The sequence below is a fragment of the Streptomyces sannanensis genome, assembly GCF_039536205.1.
Classification (GTDB): Bacteria; Actinomycetota; Actinomycetes; order Streptomycetales; family Streptomycetaceae; genus Streptomyces; species Streptomyces sannanensis.
In genome coordinates this window covers 2,244,682-2,257,763 of record NZ_BAAAYL010000001.1, presented here as the reverse complement: position 1 = coordinate 2,257,763, position 13,082 = coordinate 2,244,682, and the positions used below count along the sequence as shown (strand labels likewise).

Below are 13,082 nucleotides of genomic sequence, written 5' to 3'. Positions count from 1 at the left end.
ACACTGGGATGCGGTGCCTGAGTCCTCGGAGCGCGGCCGGCCCACCGGCAGTGGGCCCTTCACCCCCGCGGATCCGCTCATCGTGTACGGGACGGACAGCGGCCCGGCCGCCGCCCCCGTCCCGCTGCCGCACGTCCCTGAACCGGCAGCGATCACCCTGGAGGTCGCCCCCGTGCAGACCCAGACCCTGACCGAGACCGACATCGTCGCGGCCGTCCCGCCGCAGAGCCGGGCCGATCACCGCCCCGACGCCGTGCCGGAGGACCCGGTGGACGCACCCGAAGCAGCGGAAGCCGAGGGAGCCGAACCGCCCGAGGGGCGGGAGTCGACCGAGCTGCGGCCCGGTGGCCGCGCCGAGACGGGCGGGCCCTCCTCCGATCTGTTCCGGCAGTATCTGCGCGAGATCGGCCGCATTCCGCTGCTCACCGCGGCCGAGGAGGTGGAACTGGCCCGCCGGGTGGAGGCGGGGCTCTTCGCCGAGGAGAAGCTCGGAACCGCCACCGACCTCGACTCGCAGCTCGCCGTGGACCTCGACAAGCTGGTCGTCATGGGCCGGATGGCCAAGCGCCGGCTGATCGAGGCCAATCTGCGTCTCGTCGTGTCCGTCGCCAAGCGCTACGTGGGCCGCGGCCTCACCATGCTCGATCTGGTCCAGGAGGGCAATCTCGGCCTGATCCGGGCGGTCGAGAAGTTCGACTACGCCCGCGGTTACAAGTTCTCGACGTACGCGACCTGGTGGATCCGCCAGGCCATGTCCCGGGCCCTGGCCGACCAGGCCCGCACCATCCGGGTCCCGGTCCATGTCGTGGAACTGATCAACCGGGTGGTACGGGTCCAGCGCCGGATGCTCCAGGAGCGCGGGTACGAACCCACCCCCGAGGAGGTCGCCGCGCATCTCGACCTCTCCGGCGAGCGCGTCAGCGAGGTGCTGCGCCTCGCCCAGGAGCCGGTGTCCCTGCACGCGCCCGTGGGGGAGGAGGACGATGTGGCGCTCGGCGATCTGATCGAGGACGGCGACGCCGCGTCCCCCGTGGAGTCGGCGGCCTTTCTGCTGCTGCGCGAACACCTGGAGGCGGTCCTCTCCACCCTCGGTGAACGCGAACGCAAGGTGGTCCAGCTCCGTTACGGTCTGGTCGACGGCCGGCCCCGCACCCTGGAGGAGATCGGACGGATCTTCGGCGTGACGCGTGAACGCATCCGCCAGATCGAGTCCAAGACCCTCAACAAGCTGCGGGACCATGCCTTCGCCGACCAGCTCCGGGGATACCTCGACTAGTGCTGTGACCGGAAAGGTTTGCCGGGAAGCTCGCGGCTCCCCCAGCTACCTCCCCCAGCTACCTCCCCCAGCTACCTCCCCCAGCTACCTCCCCCAGCTACCGCTGGGGGTGCCCCCAGGGGTGCCCCCAGGGGTGCCCCCAGGGGTGCCCCGCCGCGGAGCGGCTGCGGTGACATCAGCCGCTCCGCGGCGGGCACCGCAGCCGCTCCGCGGCGGGCCCTTCTCCGCCTTGCGATGCACGGCACCAGCCGCCGCTCCCTGATCCGACCTGATCGGCCGGACAGGACCTAATCGACCTCGGCCACCGCCTGCGCGAACTGCGCCGCGTACAGCCGGGCGTAGGCACCATCCGAGGCCAGCAGTTCGTCGTGGGTGCCCTGTTCGACGATCGAGCCGTTCTCCATGACCAGGATGACGTCGGCGTCCCGGATGGTGGAGAGACGGTGGGCGATGACGAAGCTGGTGCGGCCGTGGGCCAGCCGGGCCATGGCCTTCTGGATGAGCACCTCGGTACGGGTGTCGACCGAGCTGGTCGCCTCGTCCAGCACCAGGATCACCGGATCGGACAGGAAGGCCCGGGCGATGGTGATGAGCTGCTTCTCGCCCGCGCTGACCCCGGTGCCCTCGTCGTCGATGACGGTGTCGTAGCCGTCCGGCAGGGTACGGATGAAGCGGTCGGCGTGCGCGGCTCGCGCCGCCTCCTCGATCTCCTCGCGGGTCACGTCACGGTTCGCGCCGTAGGCGATGTTGTCCGCGATGGTGCCTCCGAAGAGCCAGGTGTCCTGGAGCACCATGCCGATGCCGGAACGCAGTTCGTCGCGGGACATCTCGGCGATGTCGGCCCCGTCCAGGGCGATCCGGCCGCCCGTCACCTCGTAGAACCGCATCAGCAGATTGACCAGCGTGGTCTTGCCGGCGCCGGTCGGGCCGACGATCGCGACCGTCTGGCCGGGTTCGACCTTCAGCGACAGATCCTCGATGAGCGGCTTGTCCGGCTCGTACTGGAACGACACGCGGTCGAGTGCGACCGCGCCGAGCAGTTCGTCGGGCTGTGCGGACACCGAGCTGTCCGCCGTCTGCTCCTCCGCGTCGAGCAGTTCGAATACCCGCTCGGCCGAGGCGACCCCGGACTGCACCAGGTTCGCCATCGAGGCGACCTGGGTGAGCGGCATGGAGAACTGCCGCGAGTACTGGATGAAGGCCTGCACATCGCCGATCGACAGGCTTCCCGAGGCGACCCGCAGTCCGCCGACGACCGCCACCAGCACATAGTTGAGGTTCGAGACGAACATCATCAGCGGCTGCATGACACCGGTCATGAGCTGTGCCTTGAAACTCGCCTGGTAGAGCGCTTCGTTGTGCTCGGCGAAGGCCTCGGCCGACTCCTTCTGCCGTCCGAAGACCTTCACCAGCGCATGTCCGGTGTACATCTCCTCGATGTGCGCGTTCAGGGTGCCGGTGGACTGCCACTGCTGTACGAAGTGCGGCTGCGACCGCTTGCCGACCCGGGTGGCCACGACCACCGACAGCGGCACGGTGACCAGCGCGACCAGCGCCAGCAGCGGCGAGACCCAGAACATCATGGCCAGCACACCGATGATGGTGAGCAGCGAGTTGATGAGCTGGCCCATCGACTGCTGCATTGTCTGGCCGACGTTGTCTATGTCGTTCGTGGCCCGGCTGAGCACCTCGCCGCGCTGGGCCCGGTCGAAGTACGACAGCGGCAGCCGCGACAGCTTCGTCTGTACGTCCTGACGCATCCGGAACATGGTCCGGTTGATCGCCCGGTTGCCCATACGGGTCGCGACCAGCATCAGCAGCCCGGAGGCCACGTACACCGCGAGCACGAGCAGCAGTACGCGGCCGACGGCGTCGAAGTCGATGCCCTGGCCCGGGGTGAAGTCCGTTCCGGAGAGCATGTCGGCGATCCCGTCGTCGCCCTTCTGCCGCATGCTCTCGAGGACCTGCTCCTTGGTCAGCCCTTCCGGCATCTGCCGGCCGACGACCCCGGCGAAGACCTGGTCGGTGGCCCGGCCCAGGACCAGCGGACCGGCCACCGAGCCCGCCACGCTGAGCACCGTGGCGAACAGCATCACCCAGAGCGTGGTCCGCTCCGGGGCCAGCTGCCGCAGCAGCCGCTTTCCGGATCCCTTGAAGTCGATCGACCGCTGGGCGGGCCCGCCGCCCATCATGCGTGCCATGGGTCCGCCACTCATGCGGCCTCCGCCTCCGTCAGCTGGGAGAGGACGATCTCCCGGTAGGTCTCGTTGTCCGCCATCAGCTCGTGGTGCCGACCGGCGCCGACGACCCGGCCCTCGTCGAGGACCACGATCCGGTCGGCGTCACGGATCGTGGACACCCGCTGCGCGACGATCACCACGGTGGCGTCCGCTGTCTCACCGGCCAGCGCAGCGCGCAGCGCGGCGTCGGTGGCGTAGTCCAGCGCCGAGAAGGAATCGTCGAAGAGATAGATCTCCGGCCGGGCCACCAGCACCCGCGCGATCGCAAGCCGCTGCCGCTGACCGCCCGAGACATTCGTGCCGCCCTGCGCGACGGGCGCGTTCAGCCCGCCATCCAACCGCTCCACGAAGTCCCTGGCCTGGGCGACCTCCAGGGCCCGCCACAGCTCCTCGTCGGTCGCGTCCGGATTGCCGTACCGCAGGTTCGTGGCGACCGTACCGGAGAAGAGGTACGGCTTCTGCGGCACCAGGCCGACCGTCCGCGACAGCACCGCCGGGTCCAGTGTGCGCACGTCCACGCCGCCGACCAGCACCTCGCCGTCCGTCACATCGGACAGCCGCGGTACGAGCCCCAGAAGTGTCGACTTGCCGCTGCCCGTCGATCCGATGACCGCGGTCGTCTCGCCGGGCCGGGCGACCAGGTTCACGGCGCGCAGCACCGGCTCCTCGGCACCCGGATAGCGGAACTCCGCGCCCCGCACCTCCAGGTGGCCGTGCGAGGCCAGCTCCCGTACCGGCGCGGTGGGCGGGACCACACTGGTCTCCGTGCCCAGCGCCTCCTCGATCCGCTCGGCGCAGACCTCGGCGCGCGGCACCATCATGAACATGAAGGTGGCCATCATCACGGCCATCACGATCTGCATCAGATAGGCGAGAAAGGCCGTCAGCGCACCGATCTCCATCCCTCCGCTGTCGATGCGGTGAGCGCCGAACCAGATCAGGGCCACGCACGCGATGTTCGAGACCGTCATCACGGTCGGGAACATCAGCGCCATCAGCCGTCCGGTCGACAGCGAGACGTCCGTCAGCTCGGTGTTCGCCCCACGGAACCGCTCCTGCTCGTACGCGTCCTTCACGAAGGCGCGGATCACCCGGTTGCCGGTGATCTGCTCGCGCAGCACCCGGTTCACCGTGTCCAGCCGCTCCTGCATGGTGCGGAACAGCGGTCGCATCTTCCGTACGATCAGGCCGACCGCGACACCGAGGACCGGTCCCACGGCGAGCAGCACCCCCGACATCGGCACGTCCAGGCCGAGGGCCATGATGATGCCGCCCACGAACATGATCGGTGCCGAGACCATCATCGTGAACGCCATCAGCGTCAGCATCTGGACCTGCTGGACGTCATTGGTGGTGCGGGTGATCAACGAGGGGGCGCCGAAGTGTCCCAGCTCGCGTGCGGAGAACGACTGCACCCGGTCGAAGACGGCGCCGCGCACATCCCGGCCGAGCGCCGCCGCGGTCCTGGCGCCGAAGAAGACCGCCCCGATGTTGCAGGCGACCTGAAGGACGCTGACCGCGACCATGAGGCCGCCGAACCGCAGGATGTAGCCCGTGTCTCCTCTGATGACACCCTTGTCGATGATGTCCGCGTTCAGGGTGGGCAGATACAGGGTGGCGCCCGTCTGTAGCAGTTGGAGCGCCACCAGCAGGAGTATCGGTTTCTTGTACGGACTCAGATGGGTCCGCAGGAGTCGAATGAGCACGCGTAGTCTCTCGGGGTCGTCAGGATCGGGGGGCTTCAGCCCATCTTCCGACAAGCACCCGCCGGAACCCCAAGTGATTTTGCCAAGTCCCGGTCAAGACCGGTGTGCGCCAGGCGGATTCACGACTCCGCGCCGAACGCCCCGGGGTGGATCTGCTCACGTGTCGTCACGTACTGCTGCCGCACCGCCTGTCCCGCCGCCAGCTCCTCGCCCGGCTCGAACACCTGAGCGGCCGCGCCCTGCCAGGCCGGCGGGGTCTGCGGGGTCAGTGTTCCGTGCGCCACACCCAGCGCCCAGGCCGCCTGCCGGGCCGCGCCCAGCGCCGTGTAGTCCGCGGGCTGCGGTACGACGACCTGGCCCCCGAGCAGCGCCGGTGCCGCGGCCTGTACGGCAGGAAGTTCGGCGGCCTGCCCCAGCAGGAACACCCGTCGCACCTCCACCCCGCGTCCCCGCAGCACGTCCAGGGCGTCCGCCAGCGAGCAGAGCATCCCCTCGAAGGACGCCCGCGCCAGATGCTCGGGCTTCATCGACTCGCGCCGCAGCCCGGCCAGCGTGCCCGCGGCATGCGGCAGCCGCGGGGTGCGCTCACCCTCCAGATACGGCAGCAGTACGAGGCCGCAGGAGCCCGGAGTCGACTTCAGCGCCAGCTCGGACAGTCCCTTCAGGTCCGTGCCCAGCATGTCGGCCGTGCCGCGCAGTGCCCGTACCGCGTTCGACGTGTACACCACCGGCATATGCATTCCGGTGGCGTCCGCGAACGAGGTGATCATGCCGCTCGGGTCGGCCAGCGCCTCGTGGTGCACGGCCATCACCGAACCGGACGCGCCCAGCGACACCACCACGTCCCCGGGCCCGACCCCCAACCCCAGCGCGGCGGCCATCGTCTCGCCCGTACCGGCGGAGATCAGCAGCCCCTCGGGGGTCATCCCGGCCGCGTCGGAGGGGCCCAGCACCTCCGGCAGCGCCGCCTGGTGGCCGAGCGCCAGCTCCACCAGGTCCGGCCGGTACATGCCGGTGGCCGCGGACCAGTAGCCCGTACCGGACGCGGCTCCCCGGTCCGTCGTCCGCCTGACCGGCCGGCCCAGCAGCTGCCACACCAGCCAGTCGTGCGGCTGCATCACCATCGCGACCTGCTGAGCCGCCTCCGGCTCCGTCCTGGCCAGCCAGCGCAGCTTGGCCACCGGCTGCGCCGCCTGCGGCACCGACCCCACGGCCTCGGCCCACGCCTGCCGCCCGCCGAACGCGTCGACCAGATCGGCCGCGGCCACCTGCGCCCGCTTGTCGGCGCCGGTCATCGCCGGCCGCACCGGAGCACCCTGTCGGTCGAGGGCGACCAGGGCGTGCTGCTGGGCGGCCACGCCGATGGCCTGGACGCCCTCCAGCAGACCGTCGCCCGCGGCCTCACCGAGCGACAGCAGCCAGGCCTGGGGATCGACGTCGGTCGCCTTCGGATCCACCGGATGGGGTGCGTACCCCTGGCGCAGCACGGCACCCGTATCGGTGTCGCAGACGACGATGCGTGTGAAGGCGGATGAACTGTCCAGCCCGGCGACTATCCCCATACACACGATTCTGCCGCACCGCGAGGAGTGCTACCGGCACGTAGCGCCTCAGGTGTTGCTGACGCCCCAGTCGTCCTCGGCGCCGTTGTTGCTGCGCTCACGCAGCGACCGCACCCGCGAGGCCACGGAGTCCGGCATCCGGTTCCCGACCCGGCTGCTCACCGAGGTGAACGCCTTGCCCGCCACCTGGCGGCCGGTGTACGCCGCCGAGTCCACGGCATTGCGCAGGGCCGGGTTCTGCGCCACCTGCCGCGCGGACTTCTTCAGCTTCTCGTAACGCTCCCGCCCGGCCCGGGTTCCCAGTACGTACCCGACGGCCATTCCGGCGATGAACGTGAGGCGGTACCGCATCGCTGCCACCCTTCCCTGGTGTCCGGGGTGAACCGATTGGCGGAGCACCCCCCAGCTTGCGCTAATGTATGTGTCGCAGCGAGCGAGCGCCGCCCGGGAAACCCCAGGTAGGTACGTTCGGTGCAACGAGGCATTCCCCTGTAGCTCAATTGGCAGAGCAGCCGGCTGTTAACCGGCAGGTTACTGGTTCGAGTCCAGTCGGGGGAGCTTCGATCCCCTGTAGCTCAATTGGCAGAGCAGCCGGCTGTTAACCGGCAGGTTACTGGTTCGAGTCCAGTCGGGGGAGCAGCGGAAGAGGACCCTCCGGGGTCCTTTTTCATGTCCGGTTCCGGGCCTGGTGGAACCGTGCAGGCCGCAGCGCAGTCCTCATGGTCGTGCGAAGCCGACCACGCGAGGCAGGAGATCGTATGAGCGGCTATGCTGCGGCACACGGCGCGTACAAATGTGCGCGACACGCCGCATGGGGCGGTAGCTCAGCCGGTTAGAGCAGCGGACTCATAATCCGTCGGCCGTGGGTTCGAGTCCCACCCGCCCCACCGCGAGGCCCCAGGCAGAAACGTTCTGACCTGGGGTTCTCCTCTTCTTGCGATCTTGGATGGCGCCCCGACCCTAACGGAGTACGGGAAAACCAAGATCATGGGGACGAGATGGGGACGCAGCGTCAGGCGGCACGCGTCGGGGCATCGCCGCCGCCCTCCCGGTTGTCGCTGTCGGCGCCCGGATCGGCGGCCGCGTCCTCACCCCGGTCCGGCTTCTCCTCGGCCGCAGCGGTGCGTGGCACGATGCTGCTCAGGGCCTCCGCCTCGGCGTGCATCAGCTCCGGCAGCACCGAGGTGTAGGTGTCGGACGTGATCTGCCGCGAGGAGTGCCCCAGACGCTCCTGCACCACCTTGATGTCGGTGCCCGCGAGCAGCGACAGCGTCGCCGAGCCGTGCCGCAGGTCGTGGAGCCGCACCGGCGGCAGGCCGAGGACCTCGACCAGCCGCTTGAAGCGGCGGCTCATCCAGTCCGGGTGATACCCCGTGCCGTCCTCCTGGGTGAACACCCGGCCCGACTCGGTCCAGGCATTGTCGCCGGACCACTCCTTGCGTTCCTTGGCCTGCGTCTTCTTCCAGACGCGCAGGGCTGCCACGGTGTCCCTGTCGATCGGGATGGTGCGCACGCTGTCGGCCTTCGGCTCCTCGCCGAAGGTCTTGTAGGCGACCTCGACGATCTGCTGGTTGATGTGGATCCAGCCTCCTTCGAGATCGACCTCTGACCAGGGCAGCGCGCATGCCTCACCGCGGCGCAGGCCGCGGAACACCAGAAGGTGCCATAGGGCGTACAGCCGGTCATCGGCCACCTGGTCGAGGAACGAGCCCGTCAGCTTGGGTGTCCAGACCATCACGGGCGAGGGGCGGGCGCCGGTGCGCTTCCACTCCTCGATCCGCGGGGCTGTCCACACCAGTGCTCGCGGGCGCTTTGCGGAGGGCAGCTCGACCATCGCCGCCCAGTTGCGGCTCATCTCGCCCTTCTTCACCGCCGACCCGAGAGCCGAGGACAAGGTGGCGTTGATCCGTTGGATGGTGGCCGGCCCCGTCGGCTTCCGAAGGCCCTTGCTTCCCTCACGCAGCGCCGCATTCGCCGCGATCCAGGCTGCCCTGGCCGGCCTGCGCTCCTCCTGGGTCTCGGCCCGCACCCACGCGGCCTTCTTGGCCGCCGCGTCGGCCTTGAGCTCCTCGATGCGGGCGAGGTGTGTGAGTCGCTTCCCGTTGGCTTCTTCCAGGGCGTCGTACATCGCCTCAATGTGGCGAGGGCGCAGGTCGCGGCGCTTGATGTGCCCCAGGTGCGGGATCAGGTAGTTGTTGATGTGCTCCTCGTACGAGTGCACCGTGGTCCGAGCCAGCTTCTTCTTCCGGCGCAGCCAGGACTCCAAGAACTGCTGCATGGTCTCGTCGGACAGGACGTCCGCGCCGGCGTTGGCCTCGTCGTAGACCTCCCTCGCCTTGATCTTGGCGTCGTCCTTGGTGGCGTGCCCGCCGCGGCGTACCCGGCGGCGCTTGCCGTTCTCTCCCGGCTCAAGCTCGAGGTAGAAGTACCAGGACCCGTGGCCGCTCTGCTTGAGCTTGGGACAGTCGGAGCCGAGCTCCTTGAGCTTCGGCTGCCCGTCCGGGCCGAGGATCGGCTGACCGTCTTCGCCGACCGCCTCTGTCTTGCAGGCGCACCGCTTGTAGTACGACGGCTCGAACATGCGTCATCCCCCCTTGGATGGCGTGTTGGTCTCACTTCATGGTGAAACGTGCATTATCTTGCCGCAGTCAGCTTGGTCTGTGGCTGTGTGTGCGGGATCTGGTGCAGGTGGCTCCGTGTGTGCGCTGGGGGCTCATCCTTGCCGCATGAGGGGCCATCTGGCATATCCTGTGGGGGTGTTGGCGCGGGGGAGAACGCGACAATCACATGACACACACCGCGCAGGTTCCGACCAGTTCGCAGATGACCCGTCAGGAGTTGTTGGAACTGCCGCTCACCGTCAGCATGGAGACCGCAGCTCGGGCGCTGGGCATCGGGAAGAGCAAGGCCTACGGGCTGCTGCGGTCTGGCGAGTTCCCGGTGCGGACGCTGAAGCTAGGCTCAGTGGTCAAGGTGCCCACTGCAGCTCTTTGGGAAGTGCTGGGCGTGACGCCCCACCCCTGATCGCCGGAGTGTCCTGTCCCTTGTCTGCACTGTGCTCGGCAGCGGGCGGCCCTGCAGGCATCGTCCTCCACAGTGGCTGCGAAGGGTCACCTTACGGACTCTTATTGTTCCCTCCCTTGCGTGCATCCCGGCGTTCTTGCGTATCCTGTGCGCGGTTGGCGCGGGGGAACGCGACGACTGAGGTGACAACGGCAACAAACAATCCGGGCTCAGGTGTCCGGCGCATGACGTTCGGAACGGCTGGCAGATCGCTCAAGCGGGATCTTGACGGCTCGACGGAGGTCCCACAGCTGCGCTGTGGCAGGTGCTGGGTTCACGCCGGCTGCCCATCGGCCGTCTGAAACTAGCATGCGTCTCACTTGGACGTGGGTAGAACTGTACGGACTGTTCTACCTACGTCACGGCCCGCTTCGATTTGGGGGGCAAGGGGTAATGGATGGCACGGCTCTACGGGTTCGATGACTCGGCGCGCACCCGCCTGCGCGACGACGAGAAACAAGTGATCAGGCTCGCAGCCAGCCGTGTCCGTGAAGGCCAGTCGCTGGCGGCGGTCGCCAGGTGGATGAACGACCAGGGCTACCGGGGAACGCTCGGCGGCGCATGGGCTCCCGTGTCTCTGGGCCGGCTGCTGGACAACCCGGTGATCGCCGGGCTCGCCCAAGATCCCAAGACGGGGGAGCTGTACGAAACCGGCCTCCCGCGGATCATTGAGCCGGAAGAATTCGAGGAGCTGCGGAAGCGCCAGCGCCGCCCGGAGCGCACCACACCCGACTTCGACTACATGCTCACTGGCGGACTGTTGGGGACGTGTGGCCTGTGCGGCCATGCCCTCGTCGGCGCCCGTTCCAATAGCTCCACCCCCGGCTACCGGTGCCAACCCGATGAGGAGGGCGGCTGCGGAAAGGTCCGTGTCGCAGCCCATCTGCTCGAGGACTACGTCGGCACCCGTGTCCTTGGCGAGCTGGCACGGCCCGGCGCGTTGCTTCGGCTCCAGGAGGAGAAGGCCCGCATCGAAGCCGAGGCCGAGCAGGTCCGGAATCGGCTTGCTGCACTCGAAGAGCAGCGAGGCAACCTTGCCGAGGACTACGCCAAGCAAGAGCTCGGCCGCGCCGCCTACAAGGCGGCCAACCAGAAGATCGACGATGCCGAAAAGGAGCTTCGGCAGACGCTCCGCTACGCCGAGCAGGTAGCAGCGGCCCCGCTTGGCGGGATCGACGACGTCACGGGCCTGGTGAACTGGTGGAACAGCGCGCCGGCGAAATCCCGACGCGCCCTGTGTCACCTGCTCCTCGACCAAGTCGAGGTGTATCAGGCTTCGGCGCGCGGCATCCGGCACATCGAGGACGGTCGGGTAGTGCTGCGATGGAAGAGCGCCGGCGGCCAGGTGTCCTGACCGTCGGCGCACGGGTGGGTTCCTACCACTGAATGTCGCTGCTGGTGGCGCTCGCCTCGGGCGTCGGCGAAGTCGTGCTCTTCGCGGGCGCGGTGGGTTCGGTCGTCGCGGTCGGCGCGGTGCGCCACTGGATGTCGTCGGCGTGCGCCACGCCGGCCGTCAGGGCGACGGCGGCAGCGAGTGCGGCGGTGGTCATGGCGGCGCGGGTCAGGCGCTTCGACATGTGGTTCTCTCCTGCTCAACGGTGACGTGGGTGGGTCCCCTACCACCCCACGGGATTCGAACTGGAGAACGATTATTGTCTCTCCCGCAAGCTATGGTGCGTCAGAACACTGCGGTGATCAACGGATTGGTTACCGGTAGAAATCACATCGGCAGAAATACCGGAAACCGGGGGTACGCATGCTGAACTTGCCACAGCGCGGCGGGCAGGATCCTCTGCTGAAGGCCTTGGAGGCCGCCTACCACAGGGCCCTGGCTGAGGGCGGGATCCATGTGGACGAGCCCAACGCCCGCCTCCTTCTGCAACTCGGCTTGCTCGACAAGAGCCCCATGACCGACTGGTGCACGCCCGTTGACCCCAGAGTGGTGCAGCGCAACATGTCCAACCACGTGATTCATGTCGTGGCCAAGCTCGCCCAGCAGGCTGAGGACCTCGAGTCTCTCGCTGAGACTCTTGCCCCCGCCTTCGACGCGACTCAGCAAGTCAGCGGCCCCGCTTACGAGTACCTGCCCACCCCGGACGCGGCGAACGCCCGGATCAACGGACTGCTGCAGGAGGTACGCACTGAAGTCCTCGTCGCCCAGCCGGGCCAGCGCAAGGCCGAGCAGCTGGAGCGCGTCATGGAGCGGGACTTAGAGGTCATCAACCGCGGCGTTCGTGTGTGCCACCTGTACCCCAGCGTGGCTCGCCGGGATGCGGCAACCCGCGAACATGTCGACGCGATGTTGGCGGCTGGCTCGCACGTACGCACGCTGACCCGTCCGTTTGCCAAGTGCCTCATCTTCGACCGTACGTACGCGCTCGTCACGGATGAAGGGGACCCCGCCAGGGCGGAGAAGGCGGGACCGCGATTGATCACAGATCCGTTCCTCGTGAGGCTCATCGCCGCTGACTTCGACCGCGACTGGGACACAGCCGACGACTGGGCGAGCACACCTGCGGTCGGCGCCGACCAGATCGTGACCCCGACCCAGCTGGCGATCCTGCGTGAGCTCGGTGCCGGCCGCACCCAGGCCGAGGTTTGCAGGAGGCTGGGCATGTCCCAGAGCACCTTGACGACGGCGCAGAAGGACCTCAGGGGCGAGCTTGGCCTGGAGACGAACCTGCAACTCGCGTGCTGGGCCACAGCCGAAGGACTTATCCCGTCGCCGCTTACAGACGGCTACAAATCGTGACTGACAGGCCCTGACCTGCACGGCTCCAGAGGTCACAGAGTTGACATGAGTAATTACCCACGTGAAACATGACGCCGGACGCGTACCGCATTGGTGGGGGTATGAGGCGACGGTCGCGTAACGATCTTATGCAGGTTCGTGCCCAGGTCGGGCTGACCACGGCCTGCTGCAAGGGGAGGGCTCTGTGGTTGACATCGAGGCAGTCCTGGCGGCCGCTCGCGCGGCGGAGGAGGCTGGGCGCACGCTGGCCGTCGAGGGTGCTGTGCGCGACGTGGTGTGCGTGCTCGCTCTACTGCCTGCCAGTGATGTCATAGAGCCCAGGCCGACGGCGATCCTCTCTGCTGCCTGATCTGAAACGTACCTGTGCGCCCCTCCCTCTGGAGGGGCGCAGGCGTTTGGCCTGCGGAAATTCCTCACGTACGGGTTGCTCCTGCAACCCGATTGCCATAAAATATAACCAGGAGGTGAGGGGAAAGCCCCCAC

11 protein-coding genes and 3 tRNA genes are annotated in these 13,082 nt (G+C 68.2%); 8 read left to right on the top strand and 6 right to left on the bottom strand.

What is annotated here, in order from left to right:
* The first annotated feature begins 13 nt into the window (after positions 1-13).
* Positions 14-1,276 carry an RNA polymerase sigma factor gene (locus tag ABD858_RS10650; RefSeq protein ID WP_345036065.1) on the top strand — a complete coding sequence of 421 codons (1,263 nt, stop codon included), beginning with the start codon at positions 14-16 and terminating at the stop codon, positions 1,274-1,276.
* 287 nt (positions 1,277-1,563) lie between these two features.
* Here ABD858_RS10650 and ABD858_RS10645 read toward each other — a convergent pair whose 3' ends face one another.
* From ABD858_RS10645 to ABD858_RS10630, 4 genes are all read right to left on the bottom strand, one after another.
* Complete coding sequence (locus ABD858_RS10645; RefSeq protein ID WP_345036064.1) at positions 1,564-3,492, bottom strand: ABC transporter ATP-binding protein; 1,929 nt, start codon at positions 3,490-3,492, stop codon at positions 1,564-1,566.
* On the bottom strand, positions 3,489-5,222 hold the full coding sequence (locus ABD858_RS10640; RefSeq protein ID WP_345036062.1) for an ABC transporter ATP-binding protein: 1,734 nt from the start codon (positions 5,220-5,222) through the stop codon (positions 3,489-3,491). Before ABD858_RS10640 ends, ABD858_RS10645 begins: the two co-directional genes overlap by 4 nt.
* 119 nt (positions 5,223-5,341) lie before the next feature.
* Positions 5,342-6,784, bottom strand: a complete 1,443-nt coding sequence (locus ABD858_RS10635) for an FGGY family carbohydrate kinase (protein WP_345036061.1) — start codon at positions 6,782-6,784, stop codon at positions 5,342-5,344.
* Between the two features lie 48 nt (positions 6,785-6,832).
* Entirely contained in the window at positions 6,833-7,135 is a 303-nt protein-coding gene (locus ABD858_RS10630; RefSeq protein WP_345036060.1) for a YtxH domain-containing protein, read from the bottom strand.
* Between the two features lie 134 nt (positions 7,136-7,269).
* On the opposite strand from ABD858_RS10630, the gene ABD858_RS10625 reads away from it, so the two are divergent.
* The 3 genes from ABD858_RS10625 (at position 7,270) to ABD858_RS10615 (ending at position 7,671) form a co-directional block, all read left to right on the top strand.
* A tRNA-Asn gene (locus ABD858_RS10625) sits at positions 7,270-7,342 on the top strand.
* Between the two features lie 6 nt (positions 7,343-7,348).
* Positions 7,349-7,421: transfer RNA gene (locus ABD858_RS10620), tRNA-Asn, on the top strand.
* Between the two features lie 176 nt (positions 7,422-7,597).
* Positions 7,598-7,671 (top strand) — tRNA-Ile (locus ABD858_RS10615).
* Positions 7,672-7,796: 125 nt separating this feature from the next.
* On the opposite strand, the gene ABD858_RS10610 is transcribed toward ABD858_RS10615, so the two are convergent.
* Positions 7,797-9,365: a tyrosine-type recombinase/integrase gene (locus tag ABD858_RS10610; RefSeq protein ID WP_345036059.1), complete on the bottom strand. Its 1,569-nt coding sequence runs from the start codon at positions 9,363-9,365 to the stop codon at positions 7,797-7,799.
* A gap of 206 nt (positions 9,366-9,571) precedes the next feature.
* On the opposite strand from ABD858_RS10610, the gene ABD858_RS10605 reads away from it, so the two are divergent.
* Complete coding sequence (locus ABD858_RS10605) at positions 9,572-9,808, top strand: DNA-binding protein (RefSeq protein WP_345036058.1); 237 nt, start codon at positions 9,572-9,574, stop codon at positions 9,806-9,808.
* A gap of 436 nt (positions 9,809-10,244) precedes the next feature.
* Positions 10,245-11,201, top strand: a complete 957-nt coding sequence (locus tag ABD858_RS10600) for a recombinase family protein (RefSeq protein ID WP_345036057.1) — start codon at positions 10,245-10,247, stop codon at positions 11,199-11,201.
* 22 nt (positions 11,202-11,223) lie between these two features.
* Here the strand turns inward: ABD858_RS10600 and ABD858_RS10595 are convergent, their stop codons facing one another.
* Positions 11,224-11,424 carry a hypothetical protein gene (locus ABD858_RS10595; RefSeq protein WP_345036056.1) on the bottom strand — a complete coding sequence of 67 codons (201 nt, stop codon included), beginning with the start codon at positions 11,422-11,424 and terminating at the stop codon, positions 11,224-11,226.
* 179 nt (positions 11,425-11,603) lie between these two features.
* Here ABD858_RS10595 and ABD858_RS10590 point away from each other — a divergent pair, with 179 nt between their 5' ends.
* Together ABD858_RS10590 and ABD858_RS10585 are read left to right on the top strand one after the other, a co-directional pair.
* Complete coding sequence (locus tag ABD858_RS10590; RefSeq protein WP_345036054.1) at positions 11,604-12,599, top strand: hypothetical protein; 996 nt, start codon at positions 11,604-11,606, stop codon at positions 12,597-12,599.
* A 184-nt stretch (positions 12,600-12,783) separates the two neighbouring features.
* Positions 12,784-12,948 carry a hypothetical protein gene (locus ABD858_RS10585; RefSeq protein WP_345036053.1) on the top strand — a complete coding sequence of 55 codons (165 nt, stop codon included), beginning with the start codon at positions 12,784-12,786 and terminating at the stop codon, positions 12,946-12,948.
* Positions 12,949-13,082: the final 134 nt, after the last annotated feature.